The sequence below is a fragment of the Pseudomonas sp. P1_F7 genome (assembly GCF_056405655.1).
Genome location: NZ_JBFUBR010000018.1, coordinates 68,886 through 87,399 on the forward strand (window position 1 = coordinate 68,886; position 18,514 = coordinate 87,399).

Here is an 18,514-nt window from a genome sequence, read left to right on the forward strand (position 1 = left end):
ATAAAAACAAATGTGGGAGCGAGCTTGCTCGCGATAGCGGCGGACAGTCAGAACATCAGTGACTGTTTTACCGCCATCGCGAGCAAGCTCGCTCCCACAGGGTGGGATGAGTGATGCCGAAGTTATTTGCTGTTGGTCAGCGCGCTGTAACTGGTCATCAAATTGCGGTAATCCGGAATATGGTTGGAGAACAGCGTGGCCAGCCCTTCGATATCGTTGCGCCAGTCGCGGTGCAGTTCACAGGCCAGGCCGAACCAGGTCATCAATTGCGCGCCCTGGGCGGTCATACGGCTCCACGCCGATTCGCGGGTCAGTTCGTTGAAGGTGCCGGACGCGTCGGTGACCACGAACACATCAAAGCCTTCGGCCAGGGCCGACAGTGCCGGAAATGCCACGCACACCTCGGTCACCACACCGGCGATGATCAGCTGTTTCTTGCCGGTGGCCTTGATTGCCTTGACGAAATCCTCGTTGTCCCAGGCGTTGATCTGGCCCGGGCGAGCGATGTACGGCGCGTCCGGAAAGAGTGCCTTGAGCTCGGGCACCAGCGGGCCGTTGGGACCGGTTTCGAAACTGGTGGTGAGGATGGTCGGCAGCTTGAAGTACTTGGCTAGGTCGGCCAGGGCCAGTACGTTGTTCTTGAAACGATCCGGATCGATGTCGCGCACCAGTGACAACAGTCCCGCTTGATGGTCAACCATCAAAACCGCGGCGTTGTCCTTGTCGAGACGCTTGTAGGAAGTGGTCATTGCAGTAGTCCTCGCATGTTATCGATGCCGAGTGGTATCGGCGTGGGGTAACCGGTCAGCGCCGGGAGTCCAGCACCTCGTGTTCGTTCGCCACTTGCTGGGCCTTGAGGTAACTCTCGATCAGCAATTGATAATGCGGCATGGCCTGGGCGTAGACAGCGGCCCACTGCTCGGCATCCGGGCGGTTCCACGAGCCTTGCAGCTCAGAGAGCGTAGCCATGATGTCGATCGGCACCACCCCGGCCTGGGCCAAACGGGCAACAGTCAGATCAGTGGCCAGTTTCGAGTGGTTGCCGGAGGCGTCGACTACCGCGAACACCTTGTAGCCTTCATGCACGGCGGCGATGGACGGGAACGCCAGGCACACGCTGGTCAAGGTGCCGGCGATCACCAGGGTTTTCTTGCCGGTGGCTTCGACCGCCGCGTGAAACTCCGGGTTGTCCCAGGCATTGATTTCACCTTTGCGCGCCACGTATTGCGCATGGGGTGCGGCCTCGTGGATTTCCGGGATCAACGGCCCGTTCGGTCCTTGCGGAACCGAGGCAGTGGTGATCACCGGCATTTTCAGCAACGTTGCAGCCTTGGCCAGGGCAATGGCGTTGGCGCGCAGTTGGGGCACGTCCATGTCCTTGACGATCTGGAACAGTCCGCTCTGATGGTCGATCAACAGCATCGCGCTGTCGTTGGGGTCGATGGTCGGTTTCTGGCCGTTGAAGTTGGCCGCGTAGACAGTGTTCATGTGCGTTTCCTCTTTCTTTTGGGCAACAGCCATCCCTGGCCTGAAAACCGGCCTACTCATCCTGTGTAGAGTCGGGTGTTGAAGCGCTGCGAATTAAGCGTGCATCCGGCCGAAGCGACCGGACTGGAAGTCGGCGAAGGCCTGGTGGATTTCTTGCTCGGTGTTCATCACGAACGGCCCGTGACCGACGATCGGCTCGTCGATCGGCTCGCCGCTGAGCAACAGCACCACCGCATTTTCGCTGGCTTGGAGGCTCATCTGATCGCCCTTGCGATCGAACAGGGCCAGTTGCCCCTGGCGCACCGACTCCAGGCCATTGACCTGAACCGTGCCACGCAAAACCACCAGTGCGGTGTTGCGCCCTTCATGCAGATCCAGGGTGAGCAACTTGCCGGCATTCAAACGAATGTCCCACACGTCGACCGGGGTGAAGGTGCGCGCCGGCCCCTTGTGACCGTCGAACTCACCGGCGATCAGGCGCAGGCTGCCGGCGCTGTCCTTCAGGGCGATGCTCGGGATGTCGCCGTCGAGAATCGTCTGGTAGCCGGGGTCGGCCATTTTGTCCCTGGCCGGCAGGTTGACCCACAGTTGCACCATCTCCAGGGTGCCACCGCTTTTGGCGAAACCTTCGGAGTGAAACTCTTCATGCAGGATCCCCGAGGCCGCGGTCATCCATTGCACATCGCCGGGGCCGATCTTGCCGCCGCTGCCGGTGGAGTCCCGGTGCTCCAGTTCGCCCTTGTAAACGATAGTCACGGTTTCGAAGCCACGATGAGGATGCTGACCAACACCACGTCGCTCGCTGGTCGGGGTGAATTCAGCGGGGCCGGCGTGATCCAGCATCAGGAACGGGCTGATGTGCTTGCCCAGGTTGTCGTAGGAAAACAGCGTGCGAACCGGAAAACCGTCGCCAACCCAATGGGTCCGTGGACTGGTGTAGATACCGATGATGTTTTTCATGGAGTCTCCTGATGAGGTGAGTGAAGCCATGGACAAAGCTTAAAACCGTGACCTTTGCTGCGCTAGACTGCAAAAATCAGCTTTAGCGTTCTATTTGGAGAACGATGGTGGAAGACCTCAACACCCTCTACTACTTCACCCAGGTGGTGGAGCATCACGGTTTTGCCGCGGCCGGCCGGGCACTGGACATGCCCAAGTCCAAGCTCAGCCGACGCATCGCCGAGCTTGAAGAGCGCCTTGGTGTACGCCTGCTGCACCGCACCAGTCGGCATTGTTCATTGACGGAAATCGGCCAGGCCTATTACCAGCGCTGCCTGGCCATGCGCGTGGAAGCGGAAAGTGCCGCCGAACTGATCGAGCGCAACCGCTCCGAGCCCCAGGGCCTGGTGCGCGTCAGTTGCCCGACGGCGCTGCTCAATTCCTGGGTCGGGCCGATGCTGACCCGCTACATGCTCAAGTACCCGTTGGTGGAGTTGTTCATCGAGAGCACTAACCGCCGGGTCGACCTGATTCACGAAGGCTTCGACATTGCCCTGCGGGTACGCTTTCCGCCGCTGGAGAACACCGACATGGTGATGAAAGTGCTGGGCAACAGCACCCAGAGCGTGGTCGGCAGCCCGGCCTTTTTATCGCGCCTGTCGACTCCGGCCTCCCCGGCCGACCTCAGCGGTTTGCCGAGCCTGCACTGGGGCGCGGCGCAGCGCGAATATCAGTGGGAACTGTTCGGTGCCGACGGCAGCACCGCGGTGATCCGGCATGCACCGCGGATGGTCACCGATGACCTGTTGGCCTTGCGCCATGCGGCGGTTGCCGGGATTGGCATCGTGCACCTGCCCAGCGTGGTGGTGCGCGATGAAATCGCTGCCGGGCAACTGGTGGAACTGGTGCCGGGCTGGACACCGAAAAGCGGTGTCATCCATGCGATCTTCCCCTCACGCCGGGGTTTGCTGCCCTCGGTGCGCACGTTGATCGATTTTCTCGGGGAGGAGTTCAGTCGTAGTGATATTGCTTAGGGTCGGGGGTAAGGCTTTGGACCGAGTGATGGCTATCGCGAGCAAGCTCGCTCCCACAGGGGATTTGTGGTGCAAATAGATCCAATGTGGGAGCGAGCTTGCTCGCGATGGCGTCGGACCAGACACCATCAACACATCTTCCTGCCCCCAATTCATGACTTGCGGTAAACATTGCTTTGCCGCTCCAGCGGTTTTTCTCACGGATGCAGGCGCGGATACTGCCGCCCATTCCCACTGCAACCTCTGGAGTCCTCAATGTCTATTCCCGCCTTCGGCCTGGGTACGTTTCGCTTGCAAGGCCAGGTGGTCATCGATTCGGTGAGCACCGCCCTGGCGCTCGGCTACCGGGTGATCGATACCGCACAAATCTACGAGAACGAAGCCGACGTCGGCGAAGCCATCGCTGCCAGCGGCATCGCCCGGGAAGAACTGTTCATCACCAGCAAGATCTGGGTCGCCAACCTGGCCGGTGATCGTCTGATCGACAGCCTGAAGGAGAGTCTGCGCAAACTGCAGACCGATTACCTGGACCTGACCCTGATCCACTGGCCGTCACCGGACGATCAAGTGCCGGTCGAAGAATTCATGGGCACCCTGCTTGAAGCCAAGCGCCTGGGCCTGACCCGGCAGATCGGCGTGTCCAACTTCACCATCGACCTGATGCAGCAAGCGATTGCGGCCATCGGTGCCGAGCACATCGCCACCCAGCAGATCGAACTGCACCCGTACCTGCAAAACCGTAACGTCGTCGCGTTTGCGCAGAGCCAGGGCATCGGCATCACCTCGTACATGACCCTGGCATACGGTGAAGTCCTCAAGGACCCGCTCATCCAGCAGATCGCCGAACGACTGCAAGCGACACCGGCTCAGGTCACCCTGGCCTGGGCCATGCAATCGGGTTACGCGGTGATCCCGTCTTCCACGCGCCGGGCCAACCTTGAAAGCAATTTGAAGGCTCGCGAACTGGCCTTGAGCGAAGCCGACATGGCGTTGATCGCAACGCTGGATCGCGGCCACCGCTTGACCAGCCCGAAAGGCATAGCACCGAACTGGGATTGAGCCTCAATCCTGCTCCAGACGCCGGTCCAGGCGGGCCATGGCCTGCTGCAACCGGTCGACGGCGTCGTCGATCATTGCTGCGCGGCCGTCATTGCACGCCTGCTCCAGTTGTTCGCAACACTCGACCAGGGCGAGCGCTCGCACCATCAGCGCCCCGCCCTTGATCCGGTGTGCCAGTTCCTGCAAGCCCGGGCGATTGCCTCCGGCATGCAAGGCCAGTAAATGCACGCGATCCTCGCGGTTGCTCAGCGCCAGATCGAGCAACAGTTGATCGATCAGCTCACGGTCCGCATCCGCAAAGCGCTCCAGCCCGCTCAAATCGAATTCGGCGACGCCTGGATCGTCGATTACCGTTGAGGGTGCGCTGGAAAACCGCTGGGCGAGCCACGCCTGCAAATCCACCAGGCGAATGGGCTTGAACAGGCAATCGTCCATGCCCGCCGCCTGACATCTGGCCTTCTCCTCGGCCTGCGCATTGGCGGTAAAACCCAGAATCAGCGTCGGCGACAACCCCTGCACCCGCTCTTGCTCACGTATCGCGCCCGCCAATTCATAACCGCTGAGCACCGGCATGTTGCAGTCAGTGATGACCAGATCGAACCCATGTCCGTGCCACTGCTCAAGCCCCTGTGCCCCATCTTCAGCCAGCACCACACGGTGGCCGAGGTAGCTCAACTGCCGCGAGAGCAACAGGCGATTGGCCGGATAATCGTCGACCACCAGAATCGACAATGCCCGGGTGGTGAGCTGCGCCGGATCCTGGGGCATCTCCCCCGCGGGCAACGCTTGCAGGGCGGGCAGCACCAGACTGATGTCCACCTGCGTCCCGCGCCCCAGCTCACTGTCGAGCTGCAACTGGCCGCCCATCGTTTCGCACAAGGTACGACTGATCACCAGGCCCAGGCCGGAACCTTGCCGGGCGCTCTGCTGGCTGTTGTCCGCCTGCACGAACGGGCTGAACAGGCGTTGCTGGTCGAATGCGCTGATGCCGATGCCGCTGTCTTCGATACGTACGCTGACGGCAAGGTGCGCCGAGGCTTGAGGCTGCACCCGCAGCGTCAGGCTCACCTGGCCTTCCCGGGTGAACTTGATCGCGTTACTCAGCAGATTGGACAGCACCTGTTTGAAGCGCGTGGGGTCGAGCATCACGTCACAGTCACTGTGTTCGTCGAGTTCGACCCGCCACTGCAGATTCTTCTGTATCGCCAACCCTTCGAAAACCCGGCAGACCGACGTCACCAGCGCGTGCAGATTGACCCGCTCCGGCGCCAGCGACAAATGCCCGGATTCGATCCGGGCGACATCCAGAATGTCGCCGATCAAATCCAGCAACTGCTGCCCGGCGTTGGACGCCACCTCGATGGCGGCGCGGTCGGTCACCCCTTCGTCGGCCCGTTTCAGCGCCAGTTCGAGCATGCCGATCAATGCGTTCATCGGCGTGCGGATTTCATGGCTCATGGTGGCCAGGAACGTGGTCTTGGCCCGGTTGGCGTCGTCCGCCGCGTCCTTGGCTTCCTGCAATTGCCCGAGCAATTGCTGACGCTGGCGAATCTGCCGCCGCTGCCAGACGATCCCGGCCAACGCGAGCAACAGCAAGACACCCGCCACCGCAAACGCCTGCACGATCGCCTGCCGGTGTCGCAGCCAGTAACTCTGCTCGACCATCGAGTCATAGCGCCAGGGTTGGGTCAGCTCGTCAATTTCTTCGGGGGGGATACTCAGTAGCGCCTTATCCAGAATCGAATGCAGCTCGGTGGCCTCGCGACTGGTTGCCAGTGTGCTTCGGGCGGGGTCGGTGCCCACGGTGCTGGTCACTTGCAGACGATCGCGATACTGCCGGGAAATCAGGTAACGGGCGCTGATCAACGAGTTGATGCCACCCTGGACCTCGCCCTGGGCGACCATTTCCATGGCGTCCGTCGACAGTGGCGCATCCACCAGCTGGATCAACGGGTAATGCTGGCGAATGTACTCGCCGGCAATGTTGCCTTGGGTCAGCGCCAAGGTTTTTCCCGCCATGTCATCCAGCGTCCTGGGGCTGTCCGTGTCCACATGGGTCACCAGTACCGAAGGGCTGCTCAGGAACGACCGGGTGAACAGCAGTTGATCTTCACGCTGGGAACTGAGGCCGATACCGGCCAGCACATCGATCTGCCCGCTGGTGATGCCGGTCATCATCTCGGCCACCGACTTCATGCCCCGGATGTCAAATTGCAGTCCGGTGCGCAAACTGATTTTCGCCAGCACATCGACGCCGATACCGCGAAACTTGCCTTCGCTGTCGATAAATGAAATCGGCGGGATATTTTCGTTGATCGCGACCCTTACCCGCGGGTGGCGTTCAAGCCAGTGCTGTTCGGCCACGCTCAATTGCAATGACTGGGTGCCGGGGATAGACACCCCGTTTGCTCCCCAACGACGCAGGATGTTCATTTGTTTATTGGTGGTGATGACCGCCAGCGCCTTGTTGACGACACGCAATAGCGAAACGTTGTCGCGGGCCATCGCAAAGGCAAAACGCCCGGACTCCATGGGCGAGAAGTCCGTCAGTTGCACGTTGTTCAGGTAATTCTTGCTGATCAGATAATGGGCATTGATCGCATCGCCCAGATAGACATCGGCCTGGCCGAACGCCACGGCGCCCATCGCCGCCAGTGTCGAGGGAAACAGTTGGACCTGCGCTTTGGAATAGAACTGTTGCACGCTGTATTCGGGCAAGTAGTGATACAGCATCACCAGCCGCTTGCCGGCCAGTGTCGGGTCGAGCACCGGAGGGAAATCGGTGCGGGTGACCAGCACCGGTTGATCGACCGCGTAGGCGCTGGACATCTGTAGCTGTGGATCTTCGGCTTCAAATCGATTGGCCGTCCCCAGCAGGTCTGCCTGCCCTTCCTTGATGGCCTGCACCGCGGCGGCCCGCGACGGATAACGTTGAACCTCGATGACGACGTTCAACAATTGTTCGAGCAATCCGGCGTAATCGGCGGTCACGCCTTCGAACACCCTGCCCGCCGTGTTGAACTCGAAGGGGGGATAGTCCGGCGCCGAGACAGCCAGTACCAATCGGCCCTTTTGCTGCAGCCAGCGCAACTCGGTTTCCGTCCACCTGACGCTCAGGCCTTCGGCACTCGAGCGTCCCAACAGGGTCAACGACTGCTGGGCACAGACCGTCGATGCCCAGAGAAGAAGGCCAATCAGCACCCCGCCTGCCAGTCGTCGGAGTGCGTTCATTCAGATCAGATGATTGCGCAGGGCGAAATCCCTCAAGTGCACCGACGAGCTCACGTTGAGCTTGAGGGTGAGTCGGGTCTTGTAGGTGCTGACGGTCTTGTAGCTCAGGTGCATGATCTCGGCAATTTCCAGGTTTTTCGAACCCCGGGCCAGGTACTGCAGAATGGTCAACTCACGATTGGAGAGCCTGTCGATCAACTGCTTTTCACTGCGTTGCAACTCCCCCATCGACACGGAACTCGAGGGGATCTGGGCGAAATAGGTGTAGCCGGCCATCACGGAATTCACCGCCGCCTTCAAGTCATCCAGGTCCTTGCTCTTGGACACGTAAGCAACAGCCCCGGCACGCATGCAGCGGTCCTGATAGAACTGGGCCTCCAGCGAGGTGAACACCACCACGCGACATCGCGTGTTTTCGGCCTTGATACGGTCCATCACCTCAAGCCCCGCCACACCCGGAAGGCCCAGATCAAGCAGCACGACATCCGGTTGATGCTCCCGGATCAACGACAAGACCTCATCGCCTCGGGAGGCCTCGTAAATCCGCTTGAATCCTTCGCCCTTGAGTACGAGTTTGATCATGGAGCGAACCACCGGATGATCTTCCACAATCAGTGCTGACTTCATGACAACTCCCGTGCAAAACAACACGATCGGGCAAAAAAATGCCCTCCAGGCACCGCAGCGGTTGGGCACAACGCTGCGCATAGACTTTTGCATGGAAGGCTGAAAAGAACTACCTGACAGAAATGACAGTTCCGACGAACGGTAGCCGACGATCGACGGCGCTCATCAACTGCGTAATGGACGCCAGGTCCGGCAGAGCGGCCTGGCTGACCTGGACATTGCCCGCGACTGGCGGCAACGGCACCTGCTGTTCATTGAAGATAAAGGCGTGATGAACCTGCGGGTTGTCGGCAAAGAAATTGACCAGGTCCAGCGCTCCGCTGGCCATCGCCCCATTGACGAGCACCAGATCCAGAGGCTCGCAACCGTACTCCACCAGTGGAAGGAGCTCGTCGAGGCTCTGCACCGGTGCCACCCGAAAGTAGCCGAGCTGGTTGAACAGCCGCTCGATCCTCAGTCGGTTGAAGTGCTGCGCATCGGCGATCAGGATGCGCAAGGATTTGTTCGGCAAGGTGACCTCCAAAAGGATGTCGGTTTCAAGAGGTCGCAAAGCCTACGGAAGACCTTCCTGGGTTTATGTAGGAATATTCCTAAATAAATGCCGGTTAATCTGACTCTTGCCCGGGAAACCTTGGCCTTTACTCCGTGGTACTCGGACTCCAGAACGCCTGCACCACCAGGCTCGACGTCGAAATCCGTGCCACCAGCGCATCCAGTTCATCACCATCGACCGAGGTGGTGGCCAGAGTGGCTTCGATTTCAATTTCATCCGTGCCGAAGGCATGCACATCGACATCGCTGGCCGGATAGTTGCAGCGCGCAAGCTCAGCTTCGAGCAAGGCCAGCACGGTTTTCTGCTGCGTACGCCGGGCAATGACATAGACGATATTGGTGACTTCCGCCGAAATCACATCCAGCGGCTGACGGTTGATGTTGTTGACGATCGGCCGCAGCAAGGTGTTGGCCGCGAGCACAAACAAAGTGCCGAGCAACGCTTCGGCCAGCAGGTCGGCACCGGCGCAGGCACCGACTGCCGCCGAGGTCCAGAGCGTGGCGGCAGTATTAAGGCCGCGCACGTTGCCCTCTTCGCGCATGATCACCCCGGCGCCGAGAAAGCCGATGCCGGAAACCACGTAGGCTACGACCCGCACGGCGCCTTCGGCACCGGCGAGACGGTTGGCCATGTCGACGAAAATCGCCGCGCCCACCGCCACCAGTACGTTGGTGCGCAGGCCGGCGGTGCGTTGCCGGTACTGGCGCTCGAAACCGATCAGGCCACCGAGGATGAACGCCGCGCTGAGGCTGACCAGGGTGTCGAGCAGGGAGGCCAGGTTGAGGTTGTTGATGGCTTGCATGATGAATCCTTTGAAAAACACACGATCCCCTGTGGGAGCGAGCTTGCTCGCGATAGCGGTGTATCAGTTGACATGGATATCGACTGACACTCAGTCATCGCGAGCAAGCTCGCTCCCACAGGGGTTGCGTTGATTGGCCAGCCTCGCGGCTTTATTGCCAGCCAAACCGGCGAATGTAGAACCCCTTCACCGCCTGGGTCAGCGCCATGTACGCCAGCAGGATCACCGGCAGGAACACGAAGTACAGCGACGGCAACGCCTGCAATTTGAAGTAATGCGCCAGCGGTCCCATCGGCAGGAAAATCCCCACGGCCATGATCAGCCCGGTCATCACCAGCAACGGCATGGCCGCGCGGCTTTGCAGAAACGGGATCTTCGGCGTGCGGATCATGTGCACGATCAGTGTCTGGGTCAGCAGCCCGACCACGAACCAGCCGGACTGGAACAGGGTCTGGTGATCCGGGGTGTTGGCATCGAACACGTACCACATCAAGGCGAACGTGGTGATGTCGAAGATCGAACTGATCGGCCCGAAAAACAGCATGAAGCGTCCGACGTCGCCCGGCTGCCAGCGCTGCGGTTGCTTGAGCATTTCGTCATCGACGTTATCGAACGGGATGGCGATCTGCGAAATGTCATAGAGCAGGTTCTGCACCAGCAGATGCATCGGCAGCATCGGCAGGAACGGGATGAACGCACTGGCCACCAGCACCGAGAACACGTTGCCGAAGTTCGAACTGGCGGTCATCTTGATGTACTTGAGCATGTTGGCGAAGGTGCGGCGGCCTTCCAGCACGCCCTCCTCCAGCACCATCAGGCTCTTTTCCAGGAGGATGATGTCGGCCGCTTCCTTGGCAATGTCCACGGCACTGTCCACGGAAATACCGATGTCGGCGGTGCGCAGGGCCGGGGCGTCGTTGATACCGTCGCCCATGAAACCGACCACATGGCCGTTGCCTTTGAGCAGACGGACGATGCGTTCCTTGTGCGACGGGGTCAGTTTGGCGAAGACGTTGGTGGTCTCCACGGCTTTCGCCAGTTCGGCATCGCTCATGCGCTCGATGTCGTTGCCCATCAGCAGGCCTTGCTGTTCCAGGCCGACTTCGCGGCAGATCTTCGCCGTCACCAGTTCGTTGTCGCCGGTCAGCACTTTCACCGCCACGCCATGGGCGGCCAGGGCCTTGATGGCCGGGGCAGTGCTTTCTTTCGGCGGATCGAGAAACGCCACGTAACCGATCAGCGTCAGTGCCTGTTCATCGGCCAGGCTGTAGGTGTCGCGCCCTTCGATCATCTGCCGTGCCGCTACCGCAACCACCCGCAAGCCTTCGGCGTTGAATGCGGCCGTGACCTGACGGATTCGCGCCAGCAACTCTTCAGTCAATACTTCATCGACTTCGCCATGGCGCACCCGCGAGCAGACCGCCAGCACCTCTTCCACCGCGCCCTTGCAGATCAGCAGGTGCGGTTGATCGCGCTCGGCGACCACCACCGACATACGCCGGCGGGTGAAGTCGAACGGAATTTCGTCGACCTTGCGAAACGCCGTGCCGACTTTCAACTCACGATGGATCTCGACATGTTCGAGTACCGCCACATCCAGCAGGTTTTTCAGGCCGGTCTGGTAGTAGCTGTTGAGGTAGGCCATTTCCAGCACGTCATCCGAGTCGTTGCCCCAGACATCGACGTTACGCGCCAGGAAGATCTTGTCCTGGGTCAGGGTGCCGGTCTTGTCGGTGCACAGCACGTCCATGGCACCGAAGTTCTGGATCGCATCGAGGCGTTTGACGATGACTTTCTTGCGCGACAGGAACACCGCGCCCTTGGCCAGGGTCGAGGTGACGATCATCGGCAGCATTTCCGGGGTCAGGCCCACGGCAATCGACAGCGCGAACAGCAGCGCTTCGGTCCAGTCGCCCTTGGTGAAACCGTTGATGAACAACACCAGCGGCGCCATCACGAACATGAAGCGGATCAGCAGCCAGCTGACTTTGTTGACCCCGGTCTGGAACGAAGTCGGCGCCCGGTCGGTTGCACCCACGCGCTGGGCCAGGGCACCGAAATAGGTGCTGTTGCCGGTGGTGAGAATCACCGCCATGGCCGTGCCGGACACCACGTTGGTACCCATGAACAGGATGTTGTCCAGGTCCAGCGGATTGCGTGTGTCGCGGTCCTGCTGACGGGGAAATTTTTCCACCGGCATCGATTCACCGGTCATGGCTGCCTGGCTGACGAACAGGTCCTTGGCGCTGAGTACCCGGCAATCGGCGGGAATCATGTCACCGGCAGACAGCACGATCAGATCGCCCGGCACCAGTTGCCTGATCGGCAATTCGATACGCTGCGCGCTGTGGTCCTCAAGGTCCCGGCGCATCACCGTGGCGGTGTTGCTGACCATGGCCTTGAGGGCGTCGGCGGCCTGGTTGGATTTGGTTTCCTGCCAGAAGCGCAGCAAGGTCGAGAGCACCACCATGGAGAAAATCACGATGGCGGCTTTCATGTCTTCGGTCAGCCAGGAGATGACCGCCAGCAATGTCAGCAGCAGGTTGAACGGATTCTTGTAGCAGTGCCACAGGTGCGTCCACCACGGCAGCGGCTGTTCGTGCTCGACTTCATTGAGGCCGAACTGCTCGCGCAGGGCATCGGCTTCGAGCTCGCTCAAGCCGTCGGTGTGACTGCCCAGGGTGTTGAGCAATTGGCCCGTATCGCTGCCGGCAGCGGCCACCAGGGTTTGCGCCAGGGTGGGCGGGACTTCACGGCTGACCGTGGTGTCGGTGAAGGTTTCCAGCAACGCCAGGCGACGAAAGTGCCGGGCGATGTGGCGGTTACGCAGGAAGCCTGCGAAGAGTTCCTTGAGGGTAAGTTTCATGGCTGGTGCCCCTTTGGTCAGCCGGGAAACCGTCGAGCAGGCAGGTCCACGCCTCTTCCGCCGGAACAACCGGCAAAGCAAGGCCTGGCACGCCGGTCACGAATGACAGGCGTGTCGATAGAGCGGCGGCACGACAAAAAAGTCGAAACCACGCACTGTTCAGCGTCGATGAGAGGGACGTCGGGACACGGCCAGGACTGGCCATGATCGGGATGCCGCTGCTCGCTTGTCGGCGAGACAACGGCACAGGAGACTGCGCGTTATCTTGCCGAGAAAATGCCGGTTACCGAGACCGGCCGACAACTGTCACTCGAACAAGTACCCACTGTGGGTCTCCGTAATGGATGAAAACGCGCGAAGCTTACGCCCCGATGTCTGGAGAGTAAACCCGTTACAAAACCTTGCAGGGGGAATCGCGGGGTTCTTCAGGAAGGGTTCAGGATTGAGTGATTTTGGTGATTTCAATGGCCCCATCGCGAGCAAGCTCGCTCCCACAGTAGTCCTGTGAACACAGGTCCATTTCATCGGCACGGATCGGCAGGATCGACAGCAAGGTGTCGCTCAGCCCATGGCTGGCCTGGCAAAAGCCCTGCATATAGAGGCCGGCCTTGCAGCGTTCATCGGTGATCAGTTTGTAATTGCGATCAACCTCGAAATCCCCCAGGTACTCTTCCAGTGGCGCCAGCAACTTGCGGTGCATCTGCCGCTCGTAACCGGTGGCCAGCACCACGGCGTCGTAGTGACGCACCGAGACTTCGCCGCTGGCGTTGTTGCGCAACACCAGTTCGATGCCCCGTTCGTTAGCGGTGGCCTTTGAGAGGGTGGTCAGGGTGTGGAACGCATGACGGGCGATGCCCGAGACTTTCTGCCGATAGAAGATGCCGTAGATGCGCTCGATCAGATCGATGTCCACCACCGAGTAGTTGGTGTTGTGGTACTCGTTGACCAGGCGCTCGCGCTCGCTGTTTGGCTGCTGGAACACCAGGTCGGTGAACTCCGGCGAGAACACTTCGTTGACGAAGGGACTGTCGTCGGCGGGCTTCAGTGCCGAGCCGCGCAGGATCATGTCCACCTGCACCGACGGGAAGCTGTCGTTCAAATCGATGAAGGCTTCAGCCGCACTCTGCCCGCCCCCGATGATCGCGATGCTCATCGGCCGGTTGTCCACGCACGGCTGCTTGGCCATCTGCGCCAGGTACTGGGAGTGATGGAACACCCGGTCATCATCCTTGAACGCCTTGAACACCTCGGGAATGCGTGGCGTGCCACCGGCGCTGACCACCACCGAACGGGTGGTGCGCACCTGTTGATGCCCTGTCGCGTCGCGGGAAATCACCCGCAGCGCCTCGACCTGATGGTTGTGCAGCACCGGCTCGATGGTCAGCACTTCTTCGCCGTAGCGGCTTTGCGCGGTGAACTGCCCGGCGACCCAGCGCAGGTAGTCGTTGTACTCCATGCGGCACGGATAGAAGGTGCCCAGGTTGATGAAATCCACCAGGCGCCCGTGGACCTTGAGGTAATTGACGAACGAGTAAGGGCTGGTCGGATTGCGCAAGGTCACCAGGTCCTTGAGGAAGGAAATCTGCAACTCACTCTGGGTCACCAGTGTGTTGCCGTGCCAGCGGTAGTCGGCCTGCTTGTCGAGGAACAGCACATCCAGATTGCCCTGGCTCGCCCCGCGCTCTTGCAGCGCGATGGCCAGTGCCAGGTTCGACGGGCCGAAACCGACACCGATCAGGTCGTGAACGAGGGGCGAAGCAATTGCCTGTGTCATTTCCAGTGTCCTCTGGATATTCCCCTCAAACGCGGGGCATTGAACCTAAGTGACCTGACCCGCCAAGGGCCGCACAACAGGTCGTCTGTTGAGTAGGAACGAGGACCGTGAAAAAAAATTTAACCGCGCAGGATCACTGGGCGTCCCACTGTCGCATGCGTATACGGCAATGCTTCATGGCATTGACAATGTGCTTCTCGACCATTGCCCGGGAAATGCCCAGTTGCTCGGCAATCTGCGGATGGGACAGGCCTTCGATCTTGCGCAGCAGGAAACTCTCGCGACACAGCCTCGGCAACTCCGCCAGGGCACTCTGGAGCATTTCCAGACGCTGGCCATGATCGAGCACGTTTTGCGGCGAAGGGGTGAAATAGCGCTCCTCATTATCGAGCACGTCCAGGGGTTCGGCCTGACGCAGGGTGTTGCGTCGATGGTCGTCGATAACCAGGTTGAGGGCAGTGCGATAAAGGAATGCCCGGGGCTGCTCGATCGGCGTATCACTGGAACGCTCCAGGACCCGCAGGTAAGCGTCATGCACCACATCTTCGGCCACCTGACGGTTGCCCAGCCTGGCGTTGAGGAAACACACCAGTTCGCGATAGTAGTTTTCCAACATGACTCCCGTCCGCACGGGGGTGCGGTTTCTGTCCTTGAGCCGTTTCGGCGACTGCTGAATCACACAGTGGCACGATAGTGGCAGTTCGAGTCGCGTAATTTATAGTAATTCTCATATAGATTTAAAGTACTGCGTCGCCTTGCCCGGCAAATTGTCTCGATCCCTGTAGGAGCGAGCTTGCTCGCGAAGGTCGTGAACGATGATGCGTACTTTCTGATTTAACGCGTTGTCCTTGCGGCCATCGCGAGCAGGCTCGCTCCTACAGGGGTTTGTGTTGTCGGCTAAATTCTGCGGCCGGTTCATCGTTTACAGGACAGCTTCCCGTCTCTGCGCCGCTGAACGACGGGCCGATTTCCTTTGGCCGGAACCCCGAATGAAACGCTCCCGACAAACCCGACGCGTCGTGTTTGCAGCACTCTGCCTGATCCCCGTCATCGCCGTCGCCGCCTGGCAGTTCATCCCGCCGGGCCGCGACGGGCTCGTCACCGTCCAGGTCAGCCGCGCCGACATTGAAAGCAGCGTCACCGCATTGGGCACCCTGCAACCGCGGCGCTATGTCGACGTCGGCGCCCAGGCCTCCGGGCAGATCCAGAAGATCCACGTGGAAGTCGGCGATGTGGTCAAGGAAGGCCAGTTGCTGGTGGAAATCGACCCGTCCACGCAACAGGCCAAACTCGATGCCGGGCGCTTCTCCGTCGAAAATCTCAAGGCGCAACTGCAGGAACAGCGGGCGCAACACGACCTGGCCCGGCAGAAGTACCAGCGTCAACAGAACCTCGCCGCCGGCGGCGCCACCCGTGAAGAAGACGTGCAGACCGCCCAGGCCGAACTGCGCGCCACCCAGGCACGGGTCGACATGTTCCAGGCGCAGATCCGCCAGGCCGAAGCCAGCCTGCGCAGCGATCAGGCGGAGCTCGGCTACACGCGCATATATGCACCAATGACCGGCACCGTGGTGGCGCTGGATGCCCGGGTCGGCCAGACCCTCAACGCCCAGCAGCAGACGCCGCTGATCCTGCGCATCGCCAAGCTGTCGCCGATGACCGTGTGGGCCGAGGTCTCGGAGGCGGACATCGGCCACGTCAAACCCGGCATGCACGCCTGGTTCACCACCCTGAGCGGCGGCACCCGGCGCTGGACCAGCACCGTGCGGCAAATCCTGCCCGTCCCGCCCAAGCCGCTGGACCAGACCAGCCAGGGCGGTGGCAGCCCCGCCAGCACCAGCAAAAGCGGGAGTGCCCGCGTGGTGCTGTACACCGTGTTGCTGGACGTCGACAACGCCGACAACGCCTTGATGGCGGAAATGACCACCCAGGTATTTTTCGTCGCCAATCAGGCGCAGAACGTACTCACCGCGCCCATCGCTGCCCTGCAGGCCGGCACTCAGACAGACCGGCAGACCGCGCAAGTGGTCGCCAGCAACGGCAGCATCGAGCAGCGCAACGTGCGCACCGGCATCAGCGACCGCCTGCGGGTGCAGATCCTCGACGGCCTGCAGGAAGGCGATCACCTGTTGATCGGCCCGGTCGACGGGAGTGGCGGCTGAATGCACACGCCCCTGATCGACCTTTCGGACATCCGCAAAGCCTACGGCGGTGGCGACGCGCCTGAAGTTCACGTATTGCGTGGCATCGACCTGTCGATCCATGCCGGGGAGTTCGTGGCGATTGTCGGTGCATCCGGCTCCGGCAAGTCGACGCTGATGAACATCCTCGGCTGCCTCGACCGCCCGACCTCGGGCGAATACCGTTTCGCCGGGGAAAACGTCGCGGCCCTGGACAGTGACGAACTGGCCTGGCTGCGCCGTGAAGCCTTCGGTTTTGTGTTCCAGGGCTACCACCTGATTCCATCCGGTTCGGCCCAGGAAAACGTCGAGATGCCGGCGATCTACGCAGGCACCCCGGCCGCCGAACGCCACGCCCGCGCCGCCGCCCTGCTCGAGCGCCTCGGCCTGGCTTCGCGCACCGGCAACCGCCCCCACCAACTCTCTGGCGGGCAACAGCAGCGTGTGTCGATTGCCCGCGCGTTGATGAATGGCGGCCACATCATCCTTGCCGACGAACCCACCGGTGCCCTCGACAGCCACAGCGGCGCCGAGGTCATGGCCCTGCTCGACGAACTGGCGAGCCAGGGCCACGTGGTGATCCTCATCACCCACGACCGCGAAGTGGCAGCCCGGGCCAAACGCATCATCGAAATTCGCGACGGCGAGATCATCAGCGACAGCGCCCTGGACAATCCCTCCGCGCAAAACTCGGCCAACCCAGGCGCCCTGCAAGCCGTCGATTTGCGCAAGCGCCTGAGCGAAGGCGCCGAAGCCACCGGCGCCTGGAAAGGCGAATTGGTCGATGCCGTGCACGCGGCGTGGCGAGTGATGTGGATCAACAAGTTCCGCACCGCGCTGACCTTGCTCGGGATCATCATCGGCGTCGCCTCGGTGGTGGTGATGCTCGCCGTCGGCGAAGGCAGCAAGCGCCAGGTGATGGCGCAGATGGGCGCATTCGGTTCCAACATCATTTACCTCAGCGGCTCGGCGCCCAACCCGCGCACGCCGATGGGCATCGTCACCCTCGATGAGGTCGCGGCGATTGCCAGTTTGCCCCAGGTGATGCGGATCATGCCGGTCAATGGCCAGGAGGCCGGGGTGCGCTTTGGCAACCTTGATCACTTGAGCTACGTCGGTGGCAACGACACCAACTTCCCGGACATTTTCAACTGGCCGGTGGTCGAAGGCAGCTACTTCACCCACGCCGATGAACAGAACGCCGCGGCGGTCGCAGTGATCGGGCACAAGGTGCGGAGCAAATTGCTCAAGGACGTGGCCAACCCGATCGGCCAGTACATCCTCATCGAAAACGTCCCTTTTCAGGTGGTCGGCGTACTCGCGGAAAAAGGCGCCAGCTCCGGCGACTCCGACAGCGACGACCGCATCGCCATCCCCTACTCCGCCGCCAGCGTGCGCCTGTTCGGCAGCCACAATCCCGAGTACATCGCCATCGCCGCCGCCGACGCGCGCAAGGTCAAGGAAACCGAAAAAGCCATCGAGCAACTGATGTTGCGCCTGCACGACGGCAAGCACGATTTCGAACTGACCAACAACGCGGCGATGATCCAGGCCGAGGCGCGCACGCAAAACACCCTGTCGCTGATGCTCGGCTCGATTGCGGCGATTTCGCTGCTGGTGGGCGGGATCGGCGTGATGAACATCATGCTCATGACCGTGCGCGAACGCACCCGCGAGATCGGTATCCGCATGGCCACCGGTGCCCGCCAGCGCGACATCCTGCGCCAGTTCCTCACCGAAGCGGTGATGCTCTCGGTGGTGGGTGGCCTCACCGGGATTGCCCTGGCGCTGATCGTCGGTGGCGTGCTGATTTTCAGCGAAGTCGCTGTCGCGTTCTCCCTGATAGCGGTACTGGGCGCCTTCGGCTGCGCCCTGGTCACCGGTGTCGTTTTCGGCTACATGCCGGCCCGCAAGGCTGCCCGACTCGACCCGGTCACGGCCCTTACCAGTGAATGATCGAT

13 protein-coding genes and 1 pseudogene are annotated in these 18,514 nt (G+C 61.2%); 4 read left to right on the top strand and 10 right to left on the bottom strand.

Annotation, left to right across the window (positions count from 1 at the left end; translation table 11 throughout):
* Nucleotides 1-122: 122 nt before the first annotated feature.
* The 3 genes from ycaC to AC1D1M_RS25295 all read right to left on the bottom strand — a co-directional run bounded on the left by ycaC (nucleotide 123) and on the right by AC1D1M_RS25295 (nucleotide 2,448).
* On the bottom strand, nucleotides 123-749 hold the full coding sequence (gene ycaC, locus AC1D1M_RS25285) for an isochorismate family cysteine hydrolase YcaC (protein ID WP_477777722.1): 627 nt from the start codon (nucleotides 747-749) through the stop codon (nucleotides 123-125).
* A 55-nt stretch (nucleotides 750-804) separates the two neighbouring features.
* Entirely contained in the window at nucleotides 805-1,488 is a 684-nt protein-coding gene (locus tag AC1D1M_RS25290; RefSeq protein ID WP_477777723.1) for an isochorismatase family protein, read from the bottom strand.
* Between the two features lie 93 nt (nucleotides 1,489-1,581).
* Nucleotides 1,582-2,448 carry a pirin family protein gene (locus AC1D1M_RS25295; RefSeq protein ID WP_477777724.1) on the bottom strand — a complete coding sequence of 289 codons (867 nt, stop codon included), beginning with the start codon at nucleotides 2,446-2,448 and terminating at the stop codon, nucleotides 1,582-1,584.
* A 104-nt stretch (nucleotides 2,449-2,552) separates the two neighbouring features.
* Between AC1D1M_RS25295 and AC1D1M_RS25300 the strand changes: the two genes are divergently transcribed.
* Together AC1D1M_RS25300 and dkgB are read left to right on the top strand one after the other, a co-directional pair.
* Nucleotides 2,553-3,461, top strand: coding sequence for a LysR family transcriptional regulator (locus AC1D1M_RS25300; RefSeq protein ID WP_477777725.1), 909 nt, complete (start codon nucleotides 2,553-2,555; stop codon nucleotides 3,459-3,461).
* A gap of 255 nt (nucleotides 3,462-3,716) precedes the next feature.
* Entirely contained in the window at nucleotides 3,717-4,520 is an 804-nt protein-coding gene (gene dkgB / locus AC1D1M_RS25305; RefSeq protein ID WP_477777726.1) for a 2,5-didehydrogluconate reductase DkgB, read from the top strand.
* 3 nt (nucleotides 4,521-4,523) lie between these two features.
* On the opposite strand, the gene AC1D1M_RS25310 is transcribed toward dkgB, so the two are convergent.
* The 7 genes and pseudogenes from AC1D1M_RS25310 to AC1D1M_RS25340 form a co-directional block, all read right to left on the bottom strand.
* Nucleotides 4,524-7,751 (bottom strand): transporter substrate-binding domain-containing protein, encoded by a 3,228-nt coding sequence (locus tag AC1D1M_RS25310; protein WP_477777727.1) that lies wholly within the window; start codon nucleotides 7,749-7,751, stop codon nucleotides 4,524-4,526.
* Nucleotides 7,752-8,378: a response regulator gene (locus tag AC1D1M_RS25315; protein WP_477777728.1), complete on the bottom strand. Its 627-nt coding sequence runs from the start codon at nucleotides 8,376-8,378 to the stop codon at nucleotides 7,752-7,754.
* A gap of 109 nt (nucleotides 8,379-8,487) precedes the next feature.
* Nucleotides 8,488-8,889: a chemotaxis protein CheY gene (locus tag AC1D1M_RS25320; protein WP_477777729.1), complete on the bottom strand. Its 402-nt coding sequence runs from the start codon at nucleotides 8,887-8,889 to the stop codon at nucleotides 8,488-8,490.
* Nucleotides 8,890-9,016: 127 nt separating this feature from the next.
* Entirely contained in the window at nucleotides 9,017-9,733 is a 717-nt protein-coding gene (locus tag AC1D1M_RS25325; RefSeq protein WP_477777730.1) for an MgtC/SapB family protein, read from the bottom strand.
* Between the two features lie 151 nt (nucleotides 9,734-9,884).
* Nucleotides 9,885-12,599, bottom strand: coding sequence for a magnesium-translocating P-type ATPase (gene mgtA, locus AC1D1M_RS25330; RefSeq protein WP_477777731.1), 2,715 nt, complete (start codon nucleotides 12,597-12,599; stop codon nucleotides 9,885-9,887).
* Between the two features lie 517 nt (nucleotides 12,600-13,116).
* A pseudogene (locus AC1D1M_RS25335) lies at nucleotides 13,117-14,373 on the bottom strand (lysine N(6)-hydroxylase/L-ornithine N(5)-oxygenase family protein); the annotation flags it as partial.
* A gap of 133 nt (nucleotides 14,374-14,506) precedes the next feature.
* Entirely contained in the window at nucleotides 14,507-14,989 is a 483-nt protein-coding gene (locus tag AC1D1M_RS25340) for a sigma-70 family RNA polymerase sigma factor (protein WP_477777732.1), read from the bottom strand.
* A gap of 373 nt (nucleotides 14,990-15,362) precedes the next feature.
* Here AC1D1M_RS25340 and AC1D1M_RS25345 point away from each other — a divergent pair, with 373 nt between their 5' ends.
* Nucleotides 15,363-16,535, top strand: coding sequence for an efflux RND transporter periplasmic adaptor subunit (locus AC1D1M_RS25345; RefSeq protein WP_477777733.1), 1,173 nt, complete (start codon nucleotides 15,363-15,365; stop codon nucleotides 16,533-16,535).
* On the top strand, nucleotides 16,536-18,509 hold the full coding sequence (locus tag AC1D1M_RS25350) for a MacB family efflux pump subunit (RefSeq protein WP_477777734.1): 1,974 nt from the start codon (nucleotides 16,536-16,538) through the stop codon (nucleotides 18,507-18,509).
* Nucleotides 18,510-18,514 lie beyond the last annotated feature (5 nt).